Genomic DNA, 26,176 nt, shown 5'->3' with positions numbered 1-26,176 from the left:
GTGTTAGCGAATAGAATAGGTGTGCTTTAATTCTATATATAGTTATAAAATATGAGGTACTTTAATGCATTGTTGTGTTTGTTGATTATTGTAAGTTGTAAAAAATCGGACTCTAAAACACAAGAACAGTCTCCCAAAAAACAAATAGTTAGTGCTCCCATACCTCAACTCACCTTAAAAGAAGCTAATCATTTAGCATCGTTACCAGTAGGTTGTATTGAGGTTGAATATCCGAATAAATTAAATCAAACCATTGGTGATGCAACTGATTTGCAAACGCCTTCAGCCTTGCATCCTGCGTTTTATGGTTGTTTCGATTGGCATTCATCAGTGCATGGACATTGGAGTTTGGTAAGTTTACTTAAGCAATTTCCGGCATTGGATAATGGAGCTGAAATCAAGGAGAAACTTCTGAAAAACATTTCTAAACAGAATATTTTAAAAGAAGTAGCCTATTTTGATGGAGAGCATAATACATCGTATGAGCGTACGTATGGATGGGCCTGGCTCTTGAAGTTAGCGGAGGGAATTCATACGTGGGATGATGAAACGGCTAGAATTCTAGAGGTAAATTTGCAGCCGTTAACCGATTTAATCGTTCAGAAATACATTGAATTTTTACCGAAGTTAAACTATCCCATTCGTGTTGGAGAACATGCAAATACGGCGTTTGGACTTTCATTTGCATATGATTATGCGAAGACGTTGAATCATATGGAGTTGGCAGCGTTAATTGAAAAACGTGCTAACGATTTTTATTTTAAGGATGCAGATTGTCCCATTTCTTGGGAGCCCAGCGGTTTTGATTTTTTGTCTCCATGTTTAGAAGAAGCAGCCTTAATGAAACGGGTTTTACCTCAAGTTGAATTTAAGAAATGGATGGCAACATTCCTTCCGCAATTATCTAATAAAAACTTTACACTAGCCGTTGGTGAAGTTTCTGATCGAAGTGATGGTAAGTTGGTGCATTTAGACGGGGTTAACTTTTCTAGAGCTTGGAGTTTGAATAAAATAGCTGAAAGTATACCTGAATATAAACATCTTCAAAATATTGCTAATCAGCATATTAATAATTCTTTACCAAATATCGTAGGGGATAGTTATGAGGGTGGGCATTGGCTGGGTAGCTTTGCAATTTATGCTTTAAATTCTATTCCGGTTGATTAAAAATTGGTTCAAAAATATAGGTCCAGGTCCCTTAGTTGCTGCAGCTTTTATTGGTCCGGGTACGGTAACCTTGTGTACAATTGCTGGGGTTCATTTTGGATTTGCATTGCTTTGGGCAATGGTTTTGTCTATCATTGCTACGGTTACGTTGCAGGAAATGTCTGCCAGATTGGGAATTATCACTCAAAAAGGGTTGTCTGAAGTTATAAGAACTGAAATTAAAAACCCCATCTTTCGAAAAATTATTATCATTCTCGTATTGTCTGCTATCGTTATTGGTAATGCGGCTTATGAAGCGGGTAATATCAGCGGAAGTGTGTTGGGCTTAGAGACTGTTTTAAAAAATCATAGCCTAGAAATAGGGAGTTTACATCTTAACGTTTTTAGTCTTGTTATTGGTCTTGTGGCCTTTTTGTTGCTGTATGTTGGTAATTATAAATTGCTCGAAAAGGTATTGATAGCGTTAGTAACTATCATGAGTATTGCTTTTTTAATTACCGCAATCTTAACCAAGCCAGACTTGTCAGAAATAATAAAAGGAATATTCATTCCCAAAACACCGAAAGGTAGTCTATTAACTATTGTGGGCTTAATAGGAACCACTGTAGTGCCTTATAACCTTTTTCTGCACGCAAGTTTGGTTAAAGAGAAATGGGGTAGGCAGAGCGATTTAAAATACGCCAGAAAAGACACGATTATTGCAGTTGTCTTGGGTGGTTTGGTGTCTATGTGTATTATTATTTCCGCAGCAGCAATCCAGCACGAAGAAGTAAACAGTGCGGCCGATTTGGCATTAGGTCTAGAGCCTTTGTTTGGTAGCTACGCAAAATACTTTTTAGCCATTGGTCTGTTTGCAGCTGGTATCACAAGTACGATAACGGCGGCATTAGCTGCTGCTTATGTCGCTACAGGATGTTTGGGGTGGAGAACGGAGCTAAAATCTCCTAAATTCCGAGCCGTATGGATGTTTATTTTGTTTTTAGGGGTGTTGTTATCTTCATTGGGAATAAAACCCATCGAAATTATCAAATTTGCTCAAGCGGCAAATGGGATGTTATTACCTGTAATTGCTGGATTTTTACTGTGGATAATGAATAAAAAGTCAGTGTTGGGAGACTTTACGAATACAAAATTTCAAAATGGCATTGGCTTAATAATTTTAGCAGTAACCATTTTTCTAGGATTAAAGAGTATCTTTAAGGTGTTTGAATTGATATAATCACGATGAATCTATTTACGTTAGACATAAATTGCGACGTAGGCGAAGGAATAGGTAATGAAAAGGAGCTTATGCCAATGATTAGTAGTTGTAGCATTGCTTGTGGCGGTCACGCCGGTGATAGTGCTACGATAAAAGAGGTGATACGGCTTGCGTTATTACATCGTGTGCATATTGGTGCACATCCTTCTTATCCTGATAAAGCGAATTTTGGAAGAAAAGTGATGGAAATTCCTTTTGATAAATTGCAACAAAATCTTGAAAATCAAATAAATACTGTTCATGTTGAGTTGAGAAAATCGGTTGCTACAATGAATCATGTGAAAGCTCATGGGGCGTTATATAACAAGGCCGCTGTTGATGCTGAAACTGCTCAATGTCTTATCAATGCAGTTAAGAATACTACAAAAGATGTTTGGCTCTATGCTCCTTATGGCTCTGTTTTGGCAGAAATGGCACTAGAGCAGGGGTTAAAAGTACGTTATGAAGCGTTTATCGATAGAAATTACAATGCAGATTTAACCTTAGTTTCAAGATCTGAGCCGAACGCCGTAATATTTGATGCTAAAAAAGTACTCAAACATTTGTTAAGAATGGTAACTAAGCGAAAAGTGAAAACGATTGATGGGAGTGTGGTGAAAATTAAAGCGAAAACCTATTGTATCCATGGTGATAATAATAATGCTCTTCGCATACTAAAATACCTCTCTATAAAATTGCCTAACTTCGGGATTAAAATTGGTTAAATGGGTGTCTTCAGATTGACATATAAAAGCTATGGAAAAAGTGCGATTCTAATCGAATGGCCATCTAGAATTGATGAAAAAATATGCGAAGACGTTATTTCGTTCAAAAATAAAATTTTAAAAAATAATCCTAAACAAATTATTCAGGTAATCAATACATATTATTCATTAACAATTATTTATGATAGCACTATAAATATTATCTATGACGTTGTTTTGGACTTAAAATCGCTCTATGAGCAAGAAGTTGATGGCGAAATTACTGAAAATTATAGGTGGGAGATCCCTGTTTGTTATGACCCTCAATATGGGATTGATTTAGAAGAGTTGGGGTCTGAAAATGAGCTTACATATCGTGAGATTATAGACTTGCATTCGTCGACAGTTTATACGGTTTATTTCATTGGTTTTTTACCTGGATTTTTATACTTAGGAGGCCTCGATAAGAGATTGCATATTCCAAGGAAATCGAACCCTCGATTACGTGTTGAAAAAGGGTCTGTAGCAATTGGCGGTGCTCAAACTGGAATTTACCCTTCGATTAGTGCGGGAGGCTGGTATGTTATAGGGAATTCGCCTATTTCATTTTTTAATGTAAACGCAAAAGAACCCTGTTTTGCGAAAGCTGGTGATGAAATTAAGTTTAAATCCGTCGTATTATCTGAATATCATAACATTCAATCTGAAGTTGTAAAAGGAAAATACAAACTTAAAAAATCCAAAATATGATACGCGTAATCGCTCCGGGATTTTTTACGAGTATACAAGATTTAGGTCGATTTGAATATGTGGATATCGGTGTGCCTAACGCTGGTGTAATGGATCGGTATTCGGCTCAGTTAGCGAATCATATTATTGGTAATTCACCACAGGATGCACTTGTAGAAATTGGTTTAGGTAAAACTATTTTGTTGTTTGAAAAAGAAACGATTATATGTATTTGTGGTGCTGATTTTTCCGCCAAAGTAAATGAAGAATTAATCGACTTAAATAGATCAATATTAGTATCTAAAAAAGATATTTTAACTTTTGATAAACCCAGTTATGGAGCCCGTGTTTACCTGGCTGTGAAAGGAGGAATTCAAACCAATAAAGTGTTGGGGAGTCGAAGTTTTTATCGTGGTATTACGCAACAAGCATTACTGAAAAAAGAGGATGTTTTACCTATTGAAAATCTAAAAAATGCTAAGGAACAAAGAAATGCCAGCGTTAAAATTGATAGGGATCACATTACAGACAGGAACCTGTTGGTGTATCCAGGTCCTGAATATGAATTGTTGAGTTTTAAACAGAAAACGCAATTAAGGACGGTACTTTTTTCTATTTCTAGTGATAATAACCGAATGGGCTACCGTTTAGAAGGGGTTATTGAAAATGATTTACCCTCCATGTTAACATCGGCTGTGTTGCCTGGAACGGTGCAGTTAACCCCTTCAGGTAGGTTTATTATTTTAATGCGAGATTGCCAAGTAACCGGTGGTTACCCTAGAGTGTTGCAATTAAGTGAAATGGCCATTAACAAATTGGCACAAAAAGCTACAGGAGATAAAATTCAATTTATACTTGAACGCCAAGTTTGATTAGGTCGGCCTCTAACTGACTTGCGGAATTGAAGTGAATACCATGTATTCCAAGACGTTGAGCCGCTTCTACATTGTCTAAATTATCATCAATAAACACTGCGTTTTCAGGCGTTATAGTGTATCTGTCTATGATTATTTCATAGATTTTTGCAAATGGTTTTCTGGTTTTTTCCGTGCCTGAGACTACAATTCCTTCAAAGTGTTGTAGGAAATCGTACCGCTCTAGAGCTACAGGGAACGTTTCAGCACTCCAATTGGTTAAAGCGTACAATTGCGTCATATTTGCTTTTTTGAGCTTATTTAAGATGTTTACGGAGTCTTTAATCGGGCCACCCAACATATCTGCCCATCGATCGTAGTATATTCGAATCCAAGCTTCGTATTGTGGGTATTGATTAATTAAGAGTTCTGTACCATCCTTTAATGAACGTCCTGCGTCGTGTGCTACGTTCCAATCCATTGTGCAGATTTCGTTTAAAAACCAATCTACCTTTTCTTCATCGCCGTCAAATACTTCTCGATATACATATTTCGGATTCCAATCTATCAAAACACCACCCAAGTCGAAGATTATAGTGTCTATTTTGCTCATAATTATTCTAATTTTAATACTTCACCATTCGTTTTGTAAAGATACCTATTTTGATTTTTGTTAAACACGCTATCTGCAAAACTAAACTTTAGCTTTTCTGAAGGATAGTATATGTTCGCCATGTCTAGCAATGTGTGAAAGCTATTCGTAGACGATATCTTTAAGTGTTGGTTTCTTTTTAAATTTTTAATCTTTTGGGGGTAATTTTTATTATATTCATCTGAAGTCCAAACTATTAACGGAACTTCTATTTCATATTTCGTAGGGTTAATAAAGCCATGAAGTAACTTGTTGTCCTCATCGTCATATAAATTTTCACCATGATCTGATATGTAGTAAAGATATGAATTGGATTTGGTGCTTTTTAATTGTTCAATAATATTATTTAGAACGAAATCAGTATAAAATATTGAATTGTCATAGCTATTGATCAGTTCTTCTTTTTTTGAAATACTAGTCGTGTTTTCCAAAGAAAGATCTCTAGTTAATGAAGGTTTAAAGATGTTATAAGATTCTGGATATCGATAATTATATCTAAAATGACTCCCGATGGTGTGTATTACAATAAACTTTTTTGTGTTTTTTGTATCTTGTAAAAATGTATGTAAAATTGGGAATAGGGCAGCATCATAGGTAGCGGCATCCAATGAAACGGCTGTATTTTCATAGGTGTCCGCTAAACTTGAATAGAAACCAAAAACACTACCAATTCCTATGGATTGGTTTGTAATCCAGTAGGTTTTGAATCCTGCTTCTTTAAAAGCATTGACAACGGCAGGCTCATTAAATTTCGCCTCCATGTTATTTGGGGTGGCTCTGGTTAAAATAAAAGGTATGCTAATTGAAGTGAGGTTTGCGGCTGAATTTACATTTGTAAAGGGAATCACGTTTGTAATCGTATCTAAATTTGGACTCGTTTTTCTAGGGTAGCCATATATGCTAAAGTTATGTTTTCTAGCGGTTTCACCAATTACTAAAACATATATTTCAGATTCTTTTAGAGTGTCATTTTTTATAGCACCAAACTTAAAATCTTTAACATTTTCTTTATATTCCTTTCTCTTTTTTATTCCTTTAGACACACTATTCAATTTTATAAAAACGTCTAATGGGAATATTTTACCTAGCTGAACCTGCAGCGAATAGTTTGCTGAATTTAATGTTTCAGATAAGTTATCATGTAATTTACTTGCCGCATAAACATTTCTAATATATAAAATACCAATTATAGAAATTGAAAATAAAAAGATGGCAATTCTTTGCCTTTTGTAAAGTTTAAATTCTTTTTTAAGTTTTATAATTAACCAAAGTATTACAAAAAGAAAAGCAATTGTAAAAAGGAGTAGTTGTAAGTTTCCTTTAATAATTTCAGTTGCCTCATGATAGTTGGTTAAAAACAATAAGCTTATTGATTCCTCGGAAGAGGGAGCTTTGTAATAATATATCATAGACAGCTCAAAAACAAGAAAAGGAAATACAATAAGGGTAAACCAACCAAAATATTTTGGTTTCAAAAAAGAAAGAAGAAATGTTGTGAGTGCACTACATAAAATAAAGAACACTATTTTTTTAAGAAAGGAAGCAATAACAGAGTCTTCGCCTATTACAATTAATAAAAGGTTGGGTAACATTACAATTAACCATAGTAATGCCAAATAGAAATATTGTTTTTTACGATTCATTTTTCTGACCTGCAGCCATTAAAAAGGCTTTGATAAACCCATCTAAATCACCATCCATTACGGCATCTACATTTCCAGTTTCATGACCTGTACGTACGTCTTTTACTAATTTATAAGGGTGCATCACATAATTTCGAATCTGAGAACCAAAGTCAATTTTCATTTTATTTGATTCTATTTCGTCACGTTTTTCACGTTGTTTTTGTAATTCAATTTCATAGAGTTGCGATTTTAACATCACCATAGCTTTGTCACGATTCTCCAATTGAGAACGTGTTTCAGAATTATGAATTACAATGCCCGTAGGGTGGTGGGTTAGGATAGCCTTGGTTTCTACTTTATTTACATTTTGACCACCGGCACCACTTGATCTAGCAAAATCCCATGATATATCAGCGGGATTAATTTCAATTTGAATACTATCATCTGCCAAAGGATATACGTAAACCGAAGCAAATGAAGTATGCCGTTTTGCATTACTATCAAAAGGGGAAATTCTAACAAGTCTATGTACCCCATTTTCGCCTTTTAGATAACCAAAAGCGAAGTCGCCATCAATTTCTATGGTTACCGTTTTTATTCCTGCTACATCTCCACTCTGAAGGTTGAGTTCTTTAACTTTAAAACCTTGTTTTTCACTCCACATTAAATACATTCGCATTAACATTTCGGCCCAGTCGCAACTTTCTGTACCTCCGGCACCCGCTGTCACTTGTAATACAGCACTTAAATTATCACCTTCGTCAGAAAGCATGTTTTTAAACTCTAAACCTTCCAACAGGTTATTCGCCTTATGGTAGCTTTTCATGATTTCCTCTTCAGACGATTCTCCCTCTTTATAAAAATCAAATAGAATTTGAAGTTCTTCTCCATGCGTAATAAGTAGATTGTAATCTTCTACCCATTTTTTCTTTTCACGTAAAGATTTCATCAATACTTCTGCGGTTCTTGGGTTATTCCAAAAATCGGGATTAGAAGCTTTTTCCTCTTCATTACTAATTTCAATCAATTTCTGATCGATATTTAGGTAATCTTTGAGCTTTATGATTCGCTCGTCAATATCTTTTATGGTTTCTTGTGTAATCATACTCTATAAAATATTCCCAGATATTTGTTTAAGGGATTCAAATTCACCTCTCCTTGGGAGAGGTCAGAACTTATTTTTTTGAAGTTCTGGGTGAGGTAAAATAAAGGAATTGTTAACGTAAAAATAGTATAGACTCCAATGTAACTTATTTAAACTTATACCGCATTTTAGACTTATCAAAAAATTCCTTTATGACAAAATTAAACTAAAAAATGAGATTAGATAATTTAAGCAGGTTGAATTTGTGTATTTAAATTAGTAGTTTTAACCAAAATATCTAACCTATGAAAAAATCAACTTTAGCCTTACTGTTTTTCTTAATTTTTCAATTAGGGTATGCTCAATTCTTTAAAGATAGTAAGAGTGTAACCAAATACGAAGGCTATGTGAATTTCTATTATGACGAAGGTGAAGATAAAATCTATCTAGAAATTGATAAGTTAGATACAGAATTTCTCTATGTAAACGCTTTGTCTGAAGGTTTAGGTTCAAACGATATTGGTTTAGATAGAGGGCAATTGGGTGATGGTGTGGTGGTGAAATTTAAAAAAGCCGGTAATAAAATTTTATTAATTCAACCCAATTTATCATATCGGGCTATCACAGAGAATGAGGATGAACGAAAGTCGATAGAAGAGGCTTTTGCAAAATCAGTGTTATATGGATTTGTGATTAAGGAAGAAAAAAAGAAGCGTTATTTGGTAGATGCAACTGATTTCTTAATGCGAGATGCTCATGGGGTTGCTAATAGATTACAGCGAAATGATCAAGGGAGTTACAGTTTAGATAAAAGTCGCAGTGCTTTTAATCTGGAGCGTACTAAGGCATTTCGGAAGAACGTGGAATTTGATGTAATGCTAACTTTTAAGGGGAGTGCTAAGGGGTATAATATAAGAAGTGTTACGCCAGATGCGTCGTCAGTTACAGTGGGGCAACATCATTCATTTGTTGAGTTGCCAGATAGTGATTATAAAACGAGAAAGTACGATCCCCGTTCAGGTTCTTATCCGATGAGTTATATGGATTATGCGACCCCTGTAAATGAATCAATTGTAAAACGATTTATTTACCGTCACCGATTAGAAAAGAAAGATCCGAATGCTACCATAAGTGAAGCTAAAGAACCTATTGTTTATTATTTGGATCGTGGAGCTCCAGAACCTGTTCGGTCGGCTTTGTTAGAAGGTGCGAGTTGGTGGAATGAGGCTTTTGAAGCCATTGGTTATAAAAATGCTTTTCAGGTTAAAATGCTTCCTGAAGGTGCTGATCCATTAGATTTAAGATATAATGTAATTCAATGGGTACATCGTTCTACACGTGGTTGGAGTTATGGAGGTAGTATTTCTGACCCTAGAACGGGAGAGATTTTAAAAGGTCATGTAAGTTTAGGTTCTTTACGTATTCGTCAGGATTTTTTGATTGCACAGGCCTTGCAAGCTCCATATGCTACGAATAATAGCGATGATAATTTTGCCTTGGAAATGGCTTTGGCAAGAATTCGTCAATTGGCAGCTCATGAAGTGGGGCACACCATTGGTTTTGCTCATAATTTTGCCGCCAGTACAAAAAATAGAGGTTCGGTAATGGACTATCCACATCCTCAACTTAAATTAACAGAAGGAACGATAGATTTTTCAGATGCCTATGCTGTTGGTATTGGCGAATGGGATAAAGTTACCGTTGCCTATTCGTATCAGGATTTTCCTAACGGACAAAAAGAAGAGGATATGCTGCCGCAGCTATTAAATAATGCATTTATGAATGGAATGCGATATATTTCTGATCAAGATGCAAGACCGGCAGGTAGTGCACATGGCTATGCTCATTTGTGGGATAATGGATCTGATCCAGCCAATGAATTGCTAGAGGTATTGAAAATTAGAAAGAAGGCAATTGCTAATTTTTCTAAGGATAATATAAAATCAAGCGAACCTTATTCTGTGCTGGAAGATGTTTTTGTACCCTTGTATTTTTTCCATCGTTATCAAACTGAAGCCACTGCTAAAATGATTGGTGGATTGGATTATAGTTATGCTGTAAAGGGTGGTAATTCTCAAATAGTGAAAAGAGTAAGTGGGGCTATTGAACGTAAAGCTTTAGATAATTTATTAAAAACATTAGCAGTAGAAAACCTTGCAATTCCCGAAAAGGTATTGGATTTATTTCCACCGAGAGCCATGGGGTATGGTAGAAGTAGAGAATCTTTTAAAAGTAAAAATGGGGTAGCTTTTGATCCTTTTGGAGCCGTAGAAACCGCTTCAGAAATGACCCTGAGCTTTTTATTCCATCCACAAAGAGCTTCACGTTTAGTGCAGCATAAAAGTTTAGACGCTTCGCAATTGGGACTTATTGAGGTAATTGATGCAGTGATAAAAGAGACCTTTAAGAAACAACATGAAAATACATATCATCGAGAGTTGCAAAATATAGTGAATGCACAAGTACTGAATCAGCTATTTGCATTAGCTGCATATGAAGATAATTATCTGCAAGTAAATGCCATCGTTAATGCAAAGCTTAATGAGCTTGAAAGTTGGTTGAACTCTTCAAAAACAACCGAACTGCAAAAAATGATAAACATAGAGTTCGTAAATAATATCGAAAAATTTAAAAAAAATCCAACAAATTATAAAAAAACAGAAGCTCCTAAAATTCCTGATGGTTCACCTATTGGAATGGAGTAGATTATCTCGAATTTGTAATTACTTGGAGCGTATAGAAAAGAAAATAATATATCGCCAAAATATTAAATATTGTCTCTTTGAGTGGACTTTAGGAGTGTTTTGTGTTCAATTATTCTAATATCAAATAAATATAATGACTATAAACCTATTATCAGATACAGTTACTAAACCAACTGAAGGAATGTTAAAAGCCATGTTTAACGCTGAGGTTGGGGATGATGTGTTTAACGCTGATCCAACTGTAAATCACCTACAAGAAAAAATAGCAAGACTTTTTGGAATGGAAGCTGCTTTGTTTTTTCCATCAGGAACAATGGCAAATCAAGTGGCTGTTAAAATACATACCCAACCTGGTGAACAGCTTATTTGCGATAAGTGGAGCCATGTTTATAATTATGAAGGTGGTGGGGTATCTTTTAATTCCGGAGTGTCTTGCAATTTAATTGATGGTGATAGAGGTATGTTTACTGCCGAGCAGCTCATGGAGAAAGTGAGTAACCGTGAAGATATTCACCAAGCAATTACAACATTGGTAACCATAGAAAACACAGCGAATAAAGCCGGTGGTGCCTGTTGGAATCTAAAAGAGCTTAAAAAAATTAAACAGGTTTGTCAACAACAAGACTTGGCGTTGCATTTAGATGGAGCACGATTGTACAATGCATTGATTGCTAAAAAGGAACGGCCGCAACAATACGGAGTTATGTTTGATACCATTTCTATTTGCTTATCAAAAGGGTTAGGGTGTCCTGTAGGGTCATTGCTTTTAGGTTCAAATGAACATATTAAAAAAGCCTTGCGTTATAGAAAAACAATGGGAGGTGGCATGCGTCAAATTGGTTATTTAGCAGCGGCAGGAATCTATGCCTTAGATAATCATGTAGATCGTTTAGTGGAAGATCATAATAATGCAAAAAAGGTTGGAGCTGCTCTTGAGGCTTCCAACGATATCAAAAAAGTAGAACCTGTAGAAACTAATATTGTTATATTTTATACCAATGATGATATTGATGATACTGATTTTGTAAATAAATTAGCAGAAGAAAATATTTTAATTACTGGAATGGGACAAGGTAAATTGCGAATGGTATTTCATTTGGATATTACTGATGAAATGGTTGAACATGTAGTACAGGTATTGCAAAAATAATAATGAAGTACCAGTCAGTTAATAAGCATCATGTCTGTTTGCAATATGTTTAAAAATAAAATCTAAAAATTGGAGAAACGGCTGAAGAATAAATAGTCTTATCGCTATCGTATAAAACGTCAAAACGTAGTCCTGCAGAAAAGTTACCCATACGGTAAGCTCCACCCAAATATAGTGATGGATAGTCAAAATTTGTTTTATCAAAGGCTATTTTTTGGGTTACAAACAAATGCTCGTACTCTACTGAAAATTGTAAATTTGGTATCGGGTTAATTAAAGTTATGAGTCCTGCACCATATACGTTCGATTTGACGTCTCTGTATTTAGAGTATAAATAACTCAATCCAGGGCCAGCTGCAACATATTGGTTAAAGTTGTAAATAGCACTTGGTGAAATAGAGAGGGTTGTATAATTATTACTGAAATTTAATCCTAAACCACCACCAAATTGAACATTGCCCCAAAATTTAGGTTTATCGTCATTTTGAGAAAATATGTACGCAGATGTTAATAGAAAACAAACTATAAGTATCTTTTTCATAGTATTTTAAATTATTTTTACGAAAATAGTGAAATAATTGAACTATTGAATATGTAGTTGCATTATTTGAAAAAGTCCATTCAAATGGATGATGATGATCAATTGAAATAATTTAAATCTGGCATAAAAACGTGAGGCATCGCGTCGCTATAACACTGAAATAATAAAAAAAATGAAAACACTAGTTACACTTATCCTAATCGCATGTACAACAATAGCATCTGCTCAAAGCGATGTTTCAAAAATATTAACAGAAATTGCTACCGCTCCTTCAGCTGACCGCATTGAAAAAGATGTGCGAACGCTTGTCAATTTTGGAACACGGCATACGTTGTCAGATACAGTTTCAAAAACAAGAGGCATTGGTGCCGCCAGACGTTGGATAAAGTCAGAGTTTGATAACATATCTAAAGCATGTGACGATTGTTTAGAGGTTAGTTATCAACGTAACTTAGTGCCAAAAGATAATAGACGAATTGTTAAAGATACCTATGTTGTAAACGTATTGGCCACTCAAAGAGGTACAAAATATCCTAACAGCTATGTAATTATGTCGGGAGATATTGATTCTCGTGTTTCAGATGCTAATAATTTCACATCAGATTCGCCTGGAGCTAATGATAATGCCTCAGGAATGGCGGGAACTATAGAAGCAGCCAGAGTGTTGAGTGCATATAAATTTCCAGTATCTATTATTTATGTGGGACTTTCAGGTGAAGAGCAAGGTTTATTTGGTGGACAATACATGGCTAAAGTTGCTAAAGAAGAAGGATGGAATATTGTAGGGGTAATAAATAATGATATGATTGGCAATATAAAAGGTATTGATGGTGTAATTGATAACAGTACTTTTCGCGTCTTTTCAGAAGCAATTTCTATGGCCACCACAGATAAACAAAGAGCTGCTATGCGGTATTATGGTGGTGAGGTAGATGGGCCATCACGGCAGTTGGCACGGTATATTGATAAGATTACAGACGATTATATGACAAATTTAGATGCTATTATGATTTATAGATTGGATAGATTTGGAAGAGGTGGACATCATAGACCCTTTAATGATGCTGGTTTTACAGGTGTTCGTATAATGGAAACACATGAAAATTATAATCAACAGCATCAAGATATCCGTACGGAAAATGGAATTAAATATGGTGATGTATTAGAAGCTGTTAATTTTGATTATGCTTCTAAATTAACGGCTGTTAATGCGTTGACTTTAGCTTCATTGGCATCTGCTCCGTTGGCACCTAAAAATGTTAAAATTGGTGGAGTTGTGCAACCCTCAACTCAATTACAATGGGATGAAGTTAAAGATGATCACTTAATAGGTTATAAAATATATTGGCGAGATACTACTTCGCCACAATGGCAATACAGTCGGTTTATAGGTAAAGTAACAGCATATGCATTAAAGAATATAGTGATTGATAATTACTTATTTGGTGTTGCTAGTATTGGAAAAAACGGTGCGGAAAGTTTAGTGCAATTTCCAAATCAATTGATTGGAAGAGACTAATGTTAAAGTTTTCTTAAGTCTGTAATATTATAACTCATGCTTCGTCTTACCTATAAAATAATGAATATGATTCATAAAAGTGTTTTTTTGATATTAACGATAAGTCTTTTTTCTTGTAATTTGAAAGCTGAAGAGAATAGTAAAGATACCAAAGTTGCTATTACTCAAGAGGTAGGTGATGGTAATGAATTGGCAACATTTGGTAATGGATGTTTTTGGTGTACAGAAGCTATTTTTCAGCAATTAGAAGGTGTAAGTAAAGTTGAATCTGCATATGCTGGTGGTGAAGTGAAGAATCCTACTTATAAAGAAGTAAGTTCAGGTACTACAGGTCATGCCGAAGTACTTCGTGTCGTTTTTGACCCAAAGGTGATTTCATTCACGGAATTGTTAGAAGTGTTTTTTAGTACACACGATCCAACAACATTGAATAGGCAAGGAGCAGATGTTGGTACACAATATCGATCCGCTATTTTTTATCATAATGAGGAGCAGAAGAAAACTGCAGAAGCGATGATTGCAGCCATGGAGAAAGAAAATATCTTTGATGATGCTATTGTAACAGAAATAACTGCGTTGAATAATTATTATCCCGCAGAAGATTATCATCAAAATTATTACAACAATAATAAAACCCAAGGGTATTGTAGAGCGGTTATTAACCCGAAGTTAGAAAAATTTAAAAAGCAATATAAAGAGAAGCTTAAAAAAAGTTAAAGAGTTGGTTGATTTTTGGTTTGAAAGATTTGTCGAAATTCGTTTTTGGCAAATCTTTCTTTTTTTACGGACTTTATGTTTACCATTAAAGCCAATTTATTTATAACATTTTATGATAGAATTTTTTATGCTTTTAGTTTTTCAATCATTTAATTATGCATACCTTTAGTTATTAAAAAAAATATAATTTATGCCTTATAAGAAATTTGAAGAATACAATATTAAAGTAACTGAAGATATCAAAGACAAGTATCATTCTATTATAGAAAGTATTGGTGAAGATATAGATAGAGAAGGTTTGTTGAAAACTCCGGAAAGAGCCTCAAAAGCCATGCAGTTTTTAACCTCAGGTTACGGTATGGATGCGGAAGAAGTTTTGAAATCAGCTTTGTTTAATGAAGATTATTCTGAAATGGTAATTGTCAAAGATATTGAACTGTATTCTTTATGTGAGCATCATATTTTACCATTTTTTGGTAAAGCTCATATTGCGTATATCCCTAATGGAAAAATTGTAGGGTTGAGTAAATTACCGCGTGTTGTAGATATTTTTTCGAGACGTTTGCAGGTGCAAGAACGATTGACCGATCAAATTGTAAATGCAATTAATAATGTGCTAAGGCCTCAAGGGGTTGCCGTTGTTATTGAAGCTTCACACATGTGTATGATGATGCGTGGCGTTCAAAAACAAAATTCAGTAACCACAACTTCAGCTTTTAGAGGTACTTTTAAAAACAATGAAACGAGAAATGAGTTTCTGAAATTGATTAGTGCTAAATTGTCGTAATATCTAACATAGAATAAGACCATAGAAATCGAGATGCAAAGAGAAAATAAATGAGACTCTATTGTTATGTAAATTAAATAAGAAATCTCAGATTGTTTCCAGTCGAAATACAAGAAACATACTACAATTAAAGGTTGCCAAGTGTTTTTGGCATTTTTATTGCTATACTAATAGTAAATAAAAATAAACATGAATACCATAGAACCAGAAATTATAGAACCAATACCCCATAAAATTAATCCAACAAGTAAGTTTGGATTGTTAGCCTTAAGTATTTTATTTGATGCAGTAGGGATGCTTTCATTTGCTATTCCAGGAATTGGCGAATTTAGCGATGTTATTTGGGCACCAATATCAGCACTATTAGTTTTTAAGATGTATAAAGGAGCTGTAGGTAAAATTGGAGGTATGGTTTCTTTTATAGAAGAAATAGTGCCAGGCTTAGATTTTATTCCAACATTTACCTTAACCTGGATTTACAAATATGTAATTAAAAAAGGTAATGTTTAAGAATTTATTATTTAATTAACATTATTTTTTTTAACTTAGTAAGCGAATTGTAAAGTGCAATTTCGTTTTGTTTTAACAAAGAACAATTTAATAACCAAAAAACATGTATCATGAGTGAATTAGCAGAAAAATTAGCTAAATTAAAAGAAAAAGCAGAGTCTCAATTAAAAGAATCAGGAGTGTCAAAAATTGACACAGCATTAGTGGATGATTTAGTAAGTAGAATGAGATTAATAGTAAGTAATAAAGATGCTATTTTAGTATCGGGTACGGATCCAAAAGAATTGGAAACGGTAAGAAAGAATTTTGTTGTAAAAAAATTGGGTGTTGATGATAAGGAAAAAGGTGAAGCAGCGGTTAAGAAAGTAGCAGAGAAAATGTCTGGTATTAAACAAAAAAATAGAGTTGCTTTTTACTATATGGTTCAAAAAGAATTGGGTAAATAGTATTTAAAAACACACTACATACCAAAGAGTTACTTTTAGTAGCTCTTTTTTTATGGCTTAATAAATCGTTTGAATCCTATTCGGCTTAACATTTTCTTCTCAAAATTCCAGAAAAATTCAAACTGCCCAAATAACCACCCATAAATTAATATCAGTACTTGGTAAAATGGAAATATAAGTAGTATACGTAATGGTCTATAGATCCAAGGATTTGTAGTTGCTTGAGGCAACCCTACAAATTCCAAAATGGGTTTTGCAATTATTAGCGAGGTATAACCTGTAATTGAGAATACAACTAATATGGCAATTACTTGTAGGTTAGAAGTTAAGTTCCAACGTTTTTTTAGTTTTTCAAACATAAATGCAAAATTACGACTTACAGATGCAATATAAAAGGAAAATTAAGCACAAAAAAAAGGTTAAGCGATGCCCAACCTTCAATTATAAAATTGTATAAAATTATTTGAATAAACCGCCTAAAATACTGCCTATTCCACCACCTTTATTACTTCCGCTACCTAAAATCATTCCTGCAACATCATCAATTACACTTCCGTCTCCATCAGCATCTAACAAACGCGTAATCATACTTTGTTCTTCAGGGTTGTCATCACCACCAAGCATACCACCAAGTAAATCACCTAAACCGCTTGTGCTTGTCACTCCTTGTTGACGCGATTGTTTACCTAATGCTCCCATAATAAATGGAGCTGCTACTTTTAATATTTGCATTGCTGAGCCCATATCCAAACCACTTGATTTGCTTACTGCACCCGCTACATTTTGTTCTTTTCCTCCAAATACGTGACCTAAAATACCTGCACCATCACTTAATACATCATCATCAATACCGCCACCACCTAAAATGCTGCCTAAATTATCTAATATACCACCACTGTGTTTATCATTGTTTAATGCACTTAACAAGCCAGATGCTCCTTCGGGAGTTTTAGCATTGTTTTTCATTGCTCCTAAAATTAATGGTAATGCAGCACTCAATGCTGAAGTTGTTTTTGCTTTGTCTTGTCCTAATTGTTGACTAGCTCCATTGATTAACGTTTTTCCTAAATCACTATTTAATAAATCTAATAAATTTGCCATTTTTTGTTTAATTTGTTATTAAAAATCGTGTCCTAATATACAATTTATTATTGTAGGAAAGCTAAAACAGTTAAATTGTATTTTTTTTACGCTTTACGGATAAGCCACATCAAGTATTTTATAAAATTAGTATCTTTTTTTATATCTTTCAGAAAATTTTAAACCCAAAGCGAATAAAAGGTCATTAAAAAATGATATTTCTGTTCATTTAGAATAGTAATAAAACTTTTAATAAGAGAACAGTATATGTATATATGTTCTTAATTTTTAATTTCATTTATAGCAAAGAATCAATCATATGAAAAAAATAGCATTACACTGGCAAATATTAATTGGAATGATTTTAGGGGTTGCCTTTGGATGGGGAATGACAAATTTTGAAGGAGGTGGTGATATGGTTGAAAATTGGGTAAAACCTTTTGGAAATATGTTTATTAATTCCTTGAAATTAATTGCAGTACCTTTAATTTTAGGATCCTTAATTAAAGGGGTTTCAGATCTAAAAGATATCTCCAAACTTTCTAAAATGGGAGGTAGAACCATCGGAATCTATTTAATAACGACAGTAATTGCAGTTACCATAGGTCTTGTGTTGGTGAATGTAATTAAACCTGGTAGCTCAATAACTGAAGAGACGAGGACGGAGATGGTGGAAAGTTATGGTGGTGATGCCGCAAAAATTAAAGCAAATGCAGATCTGCAAAAAGAAAGCGGTCCATTACAAGCTCTTGAAGATTTAATTCCGTCAAATATTTTTAAAGCAGCAACGGATAACGGCAGTATGCTGCAAGTGATTTTTTTCGCGATCTTTTTTGGAATTGGAATGATTTTAATTCCCGAGAAAACATCAACACCTGTAAAAAAATTCTTCGATGGTTTTAATGAGGTTATTCTCAAAATGATTGATTTGATAATGTTAGCAGCTCCTTATGGGGTGTTTGCATTGTTGGCGGCTTTGGTGGTGGAATCACCTAGTCTCGATCTATTCAAAGCCTTAGGCTGGTATGCTATAACTGTAATTGTAGGGTTGGCTTTAATGATAGTAGTATATAATATGATCATGTATATGTATACTAAAAGAAGTCCGAAATCTTTTATGGAAAATATGGCACCCGCTCAATTATTAGCATTTTCAACAAGTTCGAGTGCAGCAACCTTACCCGTTACTATGGAGCGTGTTACGGAACATATTGGAGTTGAGGAAGAGGTGGCTAGTTTTGTGTTGCCCATAGGAGCCACTATTAATATGGATGGTACTAGTTTATATCAAGCAGTTGCGGCGGTTTTTATTGCTCAGGCTTTTGGTATGGATTTAAGTTTTGCTACACAGCTGGGTATTGTGGCTACGGCAACATTAGCATCAATAGGAAGTGCGGCGGTACCCGGTGCAGGTATGGTAATGTTGGTAATTGTATTGGCTCAAGCAGGAATACCGGAAGCAGGCTTAGCTCTAATTTTTGCCGTTGACAGGCCTTTAGACATGTGTAGAACTATTGTAAATGTTACTGGCGATGCAACTGTCGCAATGGTTGTTGCTAAATCGGTTGATAAATTAGGAGATCCTCATGTGAAAGAGTGGAACGATGATTATAAAAAGAAATAATTAAAGTGTTGGTTTGCTAAGGATAGTTGTTTGCAATGCAAAATAGAAATATTGAAAGTATGAGTACTCCATTAAAAATAAATAAACCTTTAGTTTCAGTTGAATGGCTTCATGAAAATAAGTCTGCATCAAATTTGGTAATTTTAGATGCTACACTTCCAAAAGTTGGACAACAACAATCAGCGTCAAATAAAATTGAAGGCATTGAAAACGCTTTTTTTTTTGATATAAAAAACATATTTTCTGATACCACAGCACCATTCCCAAATACAGCTGTAACGCCCGATGTTTTTGAACGAGAAGTTCGAAAATTAGGAATAAATCATGATGATGCTATAGTGATCTATGATCAACATGGTGTGTATTCAAGTCCGCGAGCATGGTGGTTATTTAAAGCAATGGGCTTTGAAAATGTTGCCGTATTAAATGGAGGATTACCTGAATGGAAAAAACCAGGTTACGCTAGTGAAGCCCTGTTAGTATATAATGGAGCACTCGGTAATTTTAAATCTAGCTATAAACCCAGTGCTTTATACGATTATAAAAAGGTGTTGGAAGTACTGTCGGATAGTAATAAATTAATTTTAGATGCTCGTTCTTCAGACAGGTTTAAAGGCACAAGTCCCGAACCTAGAGAGGGCTTGCGAAGTGGTCATATTCCCAATTCAAAAAATTTACCTTTTACGGAACTTATTGATGATGGGAAATTATTATCCCAAACAGAATTGATTCAAAAATTTGATAATTTAATTGATAAAGAGTCTGAAATACTTTTTTCGTGTGGCTCTGGAATAACCGCTTGTATTTTAGCACTTGGTGCAGAAGTTGCCGGTTATAAAAACTTAGCGGTATATGATGGTTCTTGGACGGAGTGGGGCAGTTTGCATCAATTACCTATAGAATTGAATTGATTTTAAGAAAACCTTCGTTCGTATACACTTAATCTTAATTACATTAAAAATTTTGCTTTTAACTCTTTTGTTGGAATGATACAACTGTCTTTTTTTCCAAACCATTTGTATCTGTTCTGAGCAATAAGTGTGTAAAAAAAATCTCTAATAAATTTTGGAATTATTATGAATACATAACTGTATTTCCAAAATCCATTCAACTTGTTGAAAATCTTAAGAATAGCTGATGATTTGTCGAATATTTTACCATTGACAATTAAAATAATAGAGTCAAAATCAGAATTATTCCTCTGAAAGTGTAACAAAATATCTTGGGCGGCGTCTGATTGTAAAGAAGCAAATATAAAATGATTATTTTTGTCTCTATTAATGATAAATTGAACCGAGTTATTACATAGGTTACAAACACCATCAAATAGAATAATTGATTTGTTATTTAAATTTATCATCAAGTAAAGTTACAAAATGATTATTGATTCGTCTTTAAATGTAACATGAGTATAAAGTACCGAACAGATTTCTTAATTTAGTATAAAAATTAACCATAATGATCGAAATAAAAAATCTTCATAAATCTTACCCAATGGGTAAAGAATCGCTTCATGTATTAAAAGGACTTAATTTAAAAATTGAAGAAGGAGAGTTTGTATCTATTATGGGGTCTTCGGGCTCTGGTAAGTCAACATTATTAAATATTGTAGGCTTATTAGATGTGCATGATGAAGGAGATTACATTCTTAATGGAGAGCTAATTGAAAATTTGAATGAAAAGAAAGCAGCTGTATTACGTAATAAATTTTTAGGATTTGTTTTTCAATCCTTTAATTTAATCAATTATAAAACGGCTTTAGAGAATGTCTCATTACCATTATATTATGCAGGTGTTGGTAGAAAAGAACGCCAAGAAACGGCTATGGAATACTTAGAGAAAGTTGGGCTTGGAGCATGGGCAAATCATTTACCGAGCGAACTTTCTGGTGGACAAAAACAACGTGTTGCTATTGCTAGAGCTTTGGTTACACAACCGAAAGTGATTTTGGCTGATGAACCCACAGGAGCGTTAGACTCGACTACTACAGACTCCGTGATGGATTTATTAAAAGAAATTAATAATGAAGGAATGACAGTTTTTGTAATTACACATGAGGAAGAAGTAGCGGAACAATCCAAACGAATTGTAAGGTTAAAAGATGGTGTGATTATCAGTGATGAAAAAGTTAATCAAAAAGTAAAAGCTTAGATATGTTTGACATAGATCGTTGGCGAGAAATTTTTCAATCTATAAATAAGAATAAATTACGGACAATACTTTCCGGATTTACTATTGCCTTTGCTATTATGTTATTTACTATTCTTTTTGGAATTGGTAATGGTTTAAAAAATACTTTTAAAGAGCAATTTGCAGGTGATTCAATGTATTCTATTTATCTATGGGCGGGTAAAACTACAAAACCATATAAAGGTCAACAAAGTGACCGACAAGTTCAATTAAAAAACGACGATATTAAATTTATTGTAGATAATTACGATAGTAAGTTAAACGGGATTACTCCACAAATAAGTAAAAATTTTCAAGCAGTTTATAAGGGAGAACAAGATAATTATAGTGTTACGGGAGTGTATCCTGATATTCAAAAAATGGAGTCGGCTGAAATTGAGAGCGGACGATTTTTAACCCTTTTAGATTTACAGCAAAGAAATAAAGTAGTTGCTATTGGTAGGTTGGTAGAAAAAGATTTGTTTGGGCAATTGAGTGCCTTAGGAAAAAATATTAGTTTGGATGGAATCTCATATAAAGTGATTGGTGTATTTTCAGATCCGGGAGGTTCAAGTGATGAAAGAAAAATATATGCACCCTTTACCACCCTTCAAAGATTATATGGTAATACAGATGAATTAGGATCTGTTACGTTGAGTTACAATCCTAACTTAAGTGTAAACCAAGCAATTTCATTTAGTAACAATTTAACAAAAGCGTTAAAGGAAAAACATAGTGTTGCACCAAATGATCAAGGAGCCATACGGCTTTTTAATATGGCGGAAGTAAATAGAGATACTTCTAATTTTATGATGGTGTTAAATATAATAATATTATTTATTGGTATCGGGACTCTGGTTGCAGGTATTATTGGTATCAGTAATATCATGGTATATATTGTACGTGAACGGACAAAAGAATTGGGAATCAGAAAGGCTTTAGGAGCAACTCCAGGATCAATCATTGGTATGATAATGATGGAATCGATACTAATTACTGCTATTGCAGGATATGTAGGTTTGTTAATAGGTACAGGAGCATTAAAATCTTTAGGTACAAGTTTAGAAAAATATTTTATAACCAACCCTAGTGTAAATACTGGAGTTGTTTTGGGAGCCACTATTATTTTAATTATTGCAGGTACGATAGCGGGATATTTACCAGCCAAAAGAGCAGCACGTATAAAACCTATTGACGCATTAAACGATAACTAATGATAAAGTTTTTATTTGATAGAGATACTTGGCAAGAAATTTATAGTAGCATCCGTAAAAATAAATTACGTACTGGTATTACTATTATTGGGGTAATGTGGGGTATATTTTTACTCGTAGTGTTGCTGGGTGCCGCAAGAGGAGTAGGGAATAAATTCGACACCATTTTTGGTGATTTTGCTACCAATAGTGTATTTATTTGGGGGCAACAAACCAGTATGCCCTTTAAAGGATTTCAGGAAGGGAAGCAGTTAAGACTCAAACGTGCCGATGTTGGAAAAATTGAAGCAGAAATAAAAGGAATCGAATACATTTTACCAAGAAATATTACAAATAGCTTGGTGGTTAATGAAACAAAAACCTTAACCACAGGAGTCTTTGGAGATTACCCATTATTAGATTTGTTACAGAAAAAGCACATGGTTTTTGGTCGCTTTATTAATGAAAATGATATTGTTTACAAGAAAAAAGTTTGTGTCATAGAAAACGAAACTTATAAGCAGTTATTTGACAAGGGGGTAAACCCTTTGGGAACTTACCTTACTATTAATGAAGTTAGTTATCAAATTGTCGGTTTGTACAAAAACCAGATGCGAATGGGAGGGCCTCAAGGAGGAATTCACATTCCTTTCACTACATTTCAACAGGTTTATAATCAGGCAGATAATATTGGTTGGTTGATGGTAACCGCTAGTGAAGGATTTGATATCAGGCAAATGGAAGAGGATATTAAATTGATGTTAAGGAACATTCATAGTGTTCATCCAGAGGACGAAAGGGCATTTGGTAGTTTTAATATGGGAGACCAAATATCTAAAGTAACTGGGTTTTTAACAGGAATGCAATTTCTAACATGGTTTGTTGGTATTGCGACATTAATTGCAGGTGTTTTTGCCATTGGTAATATTTTGTTAATCACGGTTAAAGAACGTACCAATGAAATTGGTATTAGAAGAGCTTTAGGAGCAAAACCGGCAGAAATTAGAAGGCAAATTATATTAGAATCTATTTTTTTAACAACAATTGCAGGAACCTTAGGAATTATTTTTGGTGGTCTCGTATTAATGTTAATTAATGCGGCGGTTGGCCAAGGTGATGAAGCAACTTTGGTTAATCCTACGGTTGATATTCCAGTAATACTAATTGCTTTTGCAACCTTGGTAGTCTTAGGTACATTAATAGGGTTAATTCCGGCTCAACGAGCGGTGAGTATTCGACCAATTGAAGCATTACGAGAAGAATAAATAATAAAAATATAGAATAACAATAAGACAATAAAAATCAATCAACTGAAAATAAATTTAAAATGAAGAAAAAAATCATATTTGGTATCATCGCAGTAGCATTTGTGTTAGTTTTAATATGGTTCGGTAAAATGAATAGCAAACCTGCTATGGATTTTGAAACTGAAAAACCTTTTAAGGCAACTATTGAAAGAAAGGCTGTAGCCACAGGTAAAGTAGTACCTGTAGAAGAAGTGGAAATAAAACCTCAAATTTCAGGTATTATTGAAAAAATATTCGTTGAAGAAGGTGCGAAAATTAAAAAAGGTGATCTTATTGCTACAGTTAGAGTTGTTCCTAATGAGCAATCGTTAAGTAACGCCAGAGGTCGTATTGGTAGCATCCAAATCCAATTGAATAATGCAAAAATTTCTTATGACAGAAATAAAGGTTTATTTGATAAAGGAGTAATTTCTCGTGCAGATTTTGAAAATATTGAATTGGCTTACAGTCAAGCGAAACAAGATTTACAAAATGCTCAAAATGACTATCAAATTATCAAAAAGGGTTCTGCTGGCTCGGGTGGAACGGCCAATACAAATATTAGAGCTACAACTTCAGGTATGATATTAGAAATTCCTGTTAAAGAAGGGTATCAAGTTATTGAAACCAATAACTTTAATGCAGGTACTACTATCGCTTTTATCGCTGATATGAACAAGATGATATTTGAAGGTCAAGTGGATGAAGCTCAAGTTGGTAAGCTTAAAGAAGATTCTGATATTGAAGTAGTCTTAGGAGCTATCGATAAAAAGAAATTTCCTGCAAGGTTAACTTTTATTGCTCCTAAAGGAACAGAAGAAAATGGTGCGGTACAGTTTAAAATTAAAGCAGATGTTTCTTTAGATGATGATTATTTTGTAAGAGCGGGATATAGTGCCAATGCTGATATTGTTTTGGAGAAGAAAGACAGTGTGCTGTCTATAAAGGAAGCTTTATTACAGTTTGACAGAAAAACAGAAAAACCATATGTTGAAGTGAAAACTGGTGATGATACATATGAGAGAAAAGATATAGAGATCGGTATTTCAGATGGAATAAATGTGGAAATAGTAAGTGGAGTCACTAAAGATGACGCTATTAAAGTATGGAATAAAGTTTCAAAAAAACTAGATGATGATAATGGAAATAACTAATTGATCTGAGCTTTACTTTATGACTAACGTCTAAAAGAAAAGGTTAGTTCATTGCTAACTCAAATAGTATTAGTTAACGGAGCCTCCATTTTTTATTAAATGGAGGTTTTTTTATTTATTAAGAAGTTTTATCATGAAATAATTCCGCTTCTTTTTAAGGAGGGGTGTCCAAACGAAAGTTTAAATTTTGAAATAAATTTTATGGATGGGATGGTAAATTCAAGTTGTCCTTAACCTTCGTCTCATCCTCTTGAAATTAAGAGCTTAAAAGGCAAATTACGAAAATTGCTTTGCAATTTTTTCTGCCTTTCTACTTTCAGAATAATCATAGAAACCTTCACCAGATTTTACGCCTAATTTGCCTGCGGTAACCATATTTACCAATAATGGACACGGAGCATATTTTGGGTTTCCAAAGCCGTCTTGTAGGACTTTTAGAATTGATAGACAAACATCTAAACCAATAAAATCAGCTAGTTGTAAGGGCCCCATGGGATGAGCCATACCTAACTTCATTACAGTATCAATTTCATAAACACCAGCTACACCCTCATAAAGAGAATAAATGGCCTCATTTAACATTGGCATTAAAATACGATTGGCAATGAACCCAGGATAGTCATTAACTTCCACTGGAACTTTATTTAGCTTTTCAGAAAGAGCCATAATCGTTTTGGTTACTTCATCAGAAGTTGAGTACCCTCGAATAACTTCAATCAATTTCATGATTGGAACAGGATTCATAAAATGCATACCAATAACTTTTTCGGGTCTGTTAGTGACAGATGCAATTTTAGTAATGGAAATAGATGAGGTATTTGTTGCCAATATCGTTTCTGCATTACAATGGGCATCTAATTCTTTAAAAATTTTCAATTTTAAATCGACATTTTCAGTGGCGGCTTCAATAACTAAATCGCAATGTTGCACGCCTTCTTTTAATGAAGTAAACGTTTTAATATTGGCTAAGGTTTGCTGTTTGTCTTCATTGGTAATTTTCTCCTTGGCCAACATTCTATCTAAATTTCTAGTAACTGTTGCGATACCCTTATCTAGAGAAATTTGAGAGATATCAACTAAATGTACTTGATAACCAAATTGAGCAAAGGTATGTGCAATACCGTTCCCCATAGTTCCGGCTCCAATAACAGCTATATTTTTCATAGAAAATTGTTTAATTTTTGATTTGTTTTATGGTGTAACGAGATGTTCTTCAAAATTACTTGTACAGTGAAATAAT

The 26,176-nt window shown here is 34.0% G+C and carries 26 protein-coding genes; 18 read left to right on the top strand and 8 right to left on the bottom strand.

Annotation, left to right across the window (positions count from 1 at the left end; translation table 11 throughout):
* Positions 1 to 51 precede the first annotated feature (51 nt).
* From JBL43_RS02255 to JBL43_RS02235, 5 genes are read left to right on the top strand one after another with little or no spacing between them, the layout of a single operon-like run.
* Entirely contained in the window at positions 52 to 1,167 is a 1,116-nt protein-coding gene (locus tag JBL43_RS02255) for a DUF2891 domain-containing protein (RefSeq protein ID WP_198839848.1), read from the top strand.
* The gene (locus JBL43_RS02250) at positions 1,160 to 2,386 is read left to right on the top strand and encodes an Nramp family divalent metal transporter (RefSeq protein ID WP_198839847.1); all 1,227 of its coding nucleotides are present in this window, start codon (positions 1,160 to 1,162) and stop codon (positions 2,384 to 2,386) included. Before JBL43_RS02255 ends, JBL43_RS02250 begins: the two co-directional genes overlap by 8 nt.
* Before the next feature lie 5 nt (positions 2,387 to 2,391).
* Positions 2,392 to 3,132, top strand: a complete 741-nt coding sequence (gene pxpA / locus JBL43_RS02245) for a 5-oxoprolinase subunit PxpA (protein WP_198839846.1) — start codon at positions 2,392 to 2,394, stop codon at positions 3,130 to 3,132.
* Entirely contained in the window at positions 3,133 to 3,861 is a 729-nt protein-coding gene (gene pxpB, locus JBL43_RS02240; protein ID WP_198839845.1) for a 5-oxoprolinase subunit PxpB, read from the top strand.
* Positions 3,858 to 4,712 carry a 5-oxoprolinase subunit C family protein gene (locus JBL43_RS02235; RefSeq protein ID WP_198839844.1) on the top strand — a complete coding sequence of 285 codons (855 nt, stop codon included), beginning with the start codon at positions 3,858 to 3,860 and terminating at the stop codon, positions 4,710 to 4,712. Before pxpB ends, JBL43_RS02235 begins: the two co-directional genes overlap by 4 nt.
* Here the strand turns inward: JBL43_RS02235 and JBL43_RS02230 are convergent.
* The 3 genes from JBL43_RS02230 to prfB are packed head-to-tail and all read right to left on the bottom strand — an operon-like array spanning position 4,690 to position 8,076.
* The gene (locus tag JBL43_RS02230; protein ID WP_198839843.1) at positions 4,690 to 5,307 is read right to left on the bottom strand and encodes an HAD family hydrolase; all 618 of its coding nucleotides are present in this window, start codon (positions 5,305 to 5,307) and stop codon (positions 4,690 to 4,692) included. The two genes, JBL43_RS02235 and JBL43_RS02230, sit on opposite strands and share 23 nt — an antisense overlap.
* Positions 5,308 to 5,309: 2 nt before the next feature.
* Complete coding sequence (locus tag JBL43_RS02225) at positions 5,310 to 6,989, bottom strand: phosphoethanolamine transferase (RefSeq protein WP_198839842.1); 1,680 nt, start codon at positions 6,987 to 6,989, stop codon at positions 5,310 to 5,312.
* Positions 6,979 to 8,076, bottom strand: coding sequence for a peptide chain release factor 2 (gene prfB, locus JBL43_RS02220; RefSeq protein WP_198839841.1), 1,098 nt, complete (start codon positions 8,074 to 8,076; stop codon positions 6,979 to 6,981). Before prfB ends, JBL43_RS02225 begins: the two co-directional genes overlap by 11 nt.
* Before the next feature lie 284 nt (positions 8,077 to 8,360).
* On the opposite strand from prfB, the gene JBL43_RS02215 reads away from it, so the two are divergent.
* Positions 8,361 to 10,760, top strand: a complete 2,400-nt coding sequence (locus JBL43_RS02215) for a zinc-dependent metalloprotease (protein WP_198839840.1) — start codon at positions 8,361 to 8,363, stop codon at positions 10,758 to 10,760.
* Positions 10,761 to 10,893: 133 nt separating this feature from the next.
* Positions 10,894 to 11,910 (top strand): threonine aldolase family protein, encoded by a 1,017-nt coding sequence (locus JBL43_RS02210; protein ID WP_198839839.1) that lies wholly within the window; start codon positions 10,894 to 10,896, stop codon positions 11,908 to 11,910.
* Between the two features lie 49 nt (positions 11,911 to 11,959).
* Here the strand turns inward: JBL43_RS02210 and JBL43_RS02205 are convergent, their stop codons facing one another.
* The gene (locus tag JBL43_RS02205; protein ID WP_233098666.1) at positions 11,960 to 12,451 is read right to left on the bottom strand and encodes a hypothetical protein; all 492 of its coding nucleotides are present in this window, start codon (positions 12,449 to 12,451) and stop codon (positions 11,960 to 11,962) included.
* A gap of 172 nt (positions 12,452 to 12,623) precedes the next feature.
* On the opposite strand from JBL43_RS02205, the gene JBL43_RS02200 reads away from it, so the two are divergent.
* The 5 genes from JBL43_RS02200 (at position 12,624) to JBL43_RS02180 (ending at position 16,430) form a co-directional block, all read left to right on the top strand.
* Positions 12,624 to 13,970, top strand: a complete 1,347-nt coding sequence (locus JBL43_RS02200) for a M28 family metallopeptidase (RefSeq protein ID WP_198839838.1) — start codon at positions 12,624 to 12,626, stop codon at positions 13,968 to 13,970.
* 66 nt (positions 13,971 to 14,036) lie between these two features.
* Complete coding sequence (gene msrA, locus JBL43_RS02195) at positions 14,037 to 14,687, top strand: peptide-methionine (S)-S-oxide reductase MsrA (RefSeq protein ID WP_198839837.1); 651 nt, start codon at positions 14,037 to 14,039, stop codon at positions 14,685 to 14,687.
* Between the two features lie 190 nt (positions 14,688 to 14,877).
* Complete coding sequence (gene folE / locus JBL43_RS02190; RefSeq protein ID WP_138950382.1) at positions 14,878 to 15,474, top strand: GTP cyclohydrolase I FolE; 597 nt, start codon at positions 14,878 to 14,880, stop codon at positions 15,472 to 15,474.
* Positions 15,475 to 15,663: 189 nt separating this feature from the next.
* Complete coding sequence (locus tag JBL43_RS02185; protein WP_198839836.1) at positions 15,664 to 15,984, top strand: hypothetical protein; 321 nt, start codon at positions 15,664 to 15,666, stop codon at positions 15,982 to 15,984.
* A 110-nt stretch (positions 15,985 to 16,094) separates the two neighbouring features.
* On the top strand, positions 16,095 to 16,430 hold the full coding sequence (locus tag JBL43_RS02180) for a DUF2853 family protein (RefSeq protein WP_198839835.1): 336 nt from the start codon (positions 16,095 to 16,097) through the stop codon (positions 16,428 to 16,430).
* 50 nt (positions 16,431 to 16,480) lie between these two features.
* Here the strand turns inward: JBL43_RS02180 and JBL43_RS02175 are convergent, their stop codons facing one another.
* Together JBL43_RS02175 and JBL43_RS02170 are read right to left on the bottom strand one after the other, a co-directional pair.
* Positions 16,481 to 16,789, bottom strand: a complete 309-nt coding sequence (locus JBL43_RS02175; protein WP_198839834.1) for a DUF6787 family protein — start codon at positions 16,787 to 16,789, stop codon at positions 16,481 to 16,483.
* Positions 16,790 to 16,889: 100 nt separating this feature from the next.
* The gene (locus JBL43_RS02170; protein ID WP_198839833.1) at positions 16,890 to 17,531 is read right to left on the bottom strand and encodes a DUF937 domain-containing protein; all 642 of its coding nucleotides are present in this window, start codon (positions 17,529 to 17,531) and stop codon (positions 16,890 to 16,892) included.
* 298 nt (positions 17,532 to 17,829) lie between these two features.
* Between JBL43_RS02170 and JBL43_RS02165 the strand changes: the two genes are divergently transcribed.
* Together JBL43_RS02165 and JBL43_RS02160 are read left to right on the top strand one after the other, a co-directional pair.
* Positions 17,830 to 19,134, top strand: coding sequence for a dicarboxylate/amino acid:cation symporter (locus JBL43_RS02165; protein WP_198839832.1), 1,305 nt, complete (start codon positions 17,830 to 17,832; stop codon positions 19,132 to 19,134).
* 59 nt (positions 19,135 to 19,193) lie between these two features.
* Complete coding sequence (locus JBL43_RS02160; RefSeq protein ID WP_198839831.1) at positions 19,194 to 20,045, top strand: sulfurtransferase; 852 nt, start codon at positions 19,194 to 19,196, stop codon at positions 20,043 to 20,045.
* Between the two features lie 38 nt (positions 20,046 to 20,083).
* Here the strand turns inward: JBL43_RS02160 and JBL43_RS02155 are convergent, their stop codons facing one another.
* Positions 20,084 to 20,494: a thiol-disulfide oxidoreductase DCC family protein gene (locus JBL43_RS02155; protein WP_198839830.1), complete on the bottom strand. Its 411-nt coding sequence runs from the start codon at positions 20,492 to 20,494 to the stop codon at positions 20,084 to 20,086.
* Between the two features lie 98 nt (positions 20,495 to 20,592).
* On the opposite strand from JBL43_RS02155, the gene JBL43_RS02150 reads away from it, so the two are divergent.
* From JBL43_RS02150 to JBL43_RS02135, 4 genes are all read left to right on the top strand, one after another.
* Positions 20,593 to 21,285 carry an ABC transporter ATP-binding protein gene (locus tag JBL43_RS02150; protein WP_138950374.1) on the top strand — a complete coding sequence of 231 codons (693 nt, stop codon included), beginning with the start codon at positions 20,593 to 20,595 and terminating at the stop codon, positions 21,283 to 21,285.
* A gap of 2 nt (positions 21,286 to 21,287) precedes the next feature.
* The gene (locus tag JBL43_RS02145) at positions 21,288 to 22,517 is read left to right on the top strand and encodes an ABC transporter permease (protein WP_198839829.1); all 1,230 of its coding nucleotides are present in this window, start codon (positions 21,288 to 21,290) and stop codon (positions 22,515 to 22,517) included.
* A gap of 2 nt (positions 22,518 to 22,519) precedes the next feature.
* Positions 22,520 to 23,761, top strand: a complete 1,242-nt coding sequence (locus JBL43_RS02140; RefSeq protein ID WP_198840083.1) for an ABC transporter permease — start codon at positions 22,520 to 22,522, stop codon at positions 23,759 to 23,761.
* Positions 23,762 to 23,823: 62 nt separating this feature from the next.
* Entirely contained in the window at positions 23,824 to 24,936 is a 1,113-nt protein-coding gene (locus JBL43_RS02135) for an efflux RND transporter periplasmic adaptor subunit (protein ID WP_198839828.1), read from the top strand.
* Between the two features lie 276 nt (positions 24,937 to 25,212).
* On the opposite strand, the gene JBL43_RS02130 is transcribed toward JBL43_RS02135, so the two are convergent.
* Positions 25,213 to 26,100 (bottom strand): 3-hydroxyacyl-CoA dehydrogenase family protein, encoded by an 888-nt coding sequence (locus JBL43_RS02130; RefSeq protein ID WP_198839827.1) that lies wholly within the window; start codon positions 26,098 to 26,100, stop codon positions 25,213 to 25,215.
* Positions 26,101 to 26,176: the final 76 nt, after the last annotated feature.

The sequence above is a fragment of the Aureibaculum flavum genome (assembly GCF_016406085.1).
Lineage (GTDB): Bacteria > Bacteroidota > Bacteroidia > Flavobacteriales > Flavobacteriaceae > Aureibaculum > Aureibaculum flavum.
Note: the sequence above shows the minus strand (reverse complement) of the source record. Positions and strands in the feature narration are given on the sequence as shown.

Bases quoted from the DNA above. Each gene is read 5' to 3' on its own strand.
- JBL43_RS02255 (WP_198839848.1), top strand. From the start codon at position 52: ATGAGGTACTTTAATGCATTGTTGTGTTTGTTGATTATTGTAAGTTGT.
- JBL43_RS02215 (WP_198839840.1), top strand. From the start codon at position 8,361: ATGAAAAAATCAACTTTAGCCTTACTGTTTTTCTTAATTTTTCAATTA.
- JBL43_RS02145 (WP_198839829.1), top strand. From the start codon at position 21,288: ATGTTTGACATAGATCGTTGGCGAGAAATTTTTCAATCTATAAATAAG.
- JBL43_RS02210 (WP_198839839.1), top strand. From the start codon at position 10,894: ATGACTATAAACCTATTATCAGATACAGTTACTAAACCAACTGAAGGA.
- JBL43_RS02135 (WP_198839828.1), top strand. From the start codon at position 23,824: ATGAAGAAAAAAATCATATTTGGTATCATCGCAGTAGCATTTGTGTTA.
- JBL43_RS02160 (WP_198839831.1), top strand. From the start codon at position 19,194: ATGAGTACTCCATTAAAAATAAATAAACCTTTAGTTTCAGTTGAATGG.
- JBL43_RS02165 (WP_198839832.1), top strand. From the start codon at position 17,830: ATGAAAAAAATAGCATTACACTGGCAAATATTAATTGGAATGATTTTA.
- JBL43_RS02205 (WP_233098666.1), bottom strand. From the start codon at position 12,451: ATGAAAAAGATACTTATAGTTTGTTTTCTATTAACATCTGCGTACATA.
- JBL43_RS02170 (WP_198839833.1), bottom strand. From the start codon at position 17,531: ATGGCAAATTTATTAGATTTATTAAATAGTGATTTAGGAAAAACGTTA.
- JBL43_RS02175 (WP_198839834.1), bottom strand. From the start codon at position 16,789: ATGTTTGAAAAACTAAAAAAACGTTGGAACTTAACTTCTAACCTACAA.
- JBL43_RS02130 (WP_198839827.1), bottom strand. From the start codon at position 26,100: ATGAAAAATATAGCTGTTATTGGAGCCGGAACTATGGGGAACGGTATT.
- JBL43_RS02230 (WP_198839843.1), bottom strand. From the start codon at position 5,307: ATGAGCAAAATAGACACTATAATCTTCGACTTGGGTGGTGTTTTGATA.
- JBL43_RS02150 (WP_138950374.1), top strand. From the start codon at position 20,593: ATGATCGAAATAAAAAATCTTCATAAATCTTACCCAATGGGTAAAGAA.
- JBL43_RS02225 (WP_198839842.1), bottom strand. From the start codon at position 6,989: ATGAATCGTAAAAAACAATATTTCTATTTGGCATTACTATGGTTAATT.
- JBL43_RS02235 (WP_198839844.1), top strand. From the start codon at position 3,858: ATGATACGCGTAATCGCTCCGGGATTTTTTACGAGTATACAAGATTTA.
- pxpA (WP_198839846.1), top strand. From the start codon at position 2,392: ATGAATCTATTTACGTTAGACATAAATTGCGACGTAGGCGAAGGAATA.
- JBL43_RS02180 (WP_198839835.1), top strand. From the start codon at position 16,095: ATGAGTGAATTAGCAGAAAAATTAGCTAAATTAAAAGAAAAAGCAGAG.
- pxpB (WP_198839845.1), top strand. From the start codon at position 3,133: ATGGGTGTCTTCAGATTGACATATAAAAGCTATGGAAAAAGTGCGATT.
- JBL43_RS02155 (WP_198839830.1), bottom strand. From the start codon at position 20,494: ATGATAAATTTAAATAACAAATCAATTATTCTATTTGATGGTGTTTGT.
- folE (WP_138950382.1), top strand. From the start codon at position 14,878: ATGCCTTATAAGAAATTTGAAGAATACAATATTAAAGTAACTGAAGAT.
- prfB (WP_198839841.1), bottom strand. From the start codon at position 8,076: ATGATTACACAAGAAACCATAAAAGATATTGACGAGCGAATCATAAAG.
- JBL43_RS02200 (WP_198839838.1), top strand. From the start codon at position 12,624: ATGAAAACACTAGTTACACTTATCCTAATCGCATGTACAACAATAGCA.
- JBL43_RS02185 (WP_198839836.1), top strand. From the start codon at position 15,664: ATGAATACCATAGAACCAGAAATTATAGAACCAATACCCCATAAAATT.
- msrA (WP_198839837.1), top strand. From the start codon at position 14,037: ATGATTCATAAAAGTGTTTTTTTGATATTAACGATAAGTCTTTTTTCT.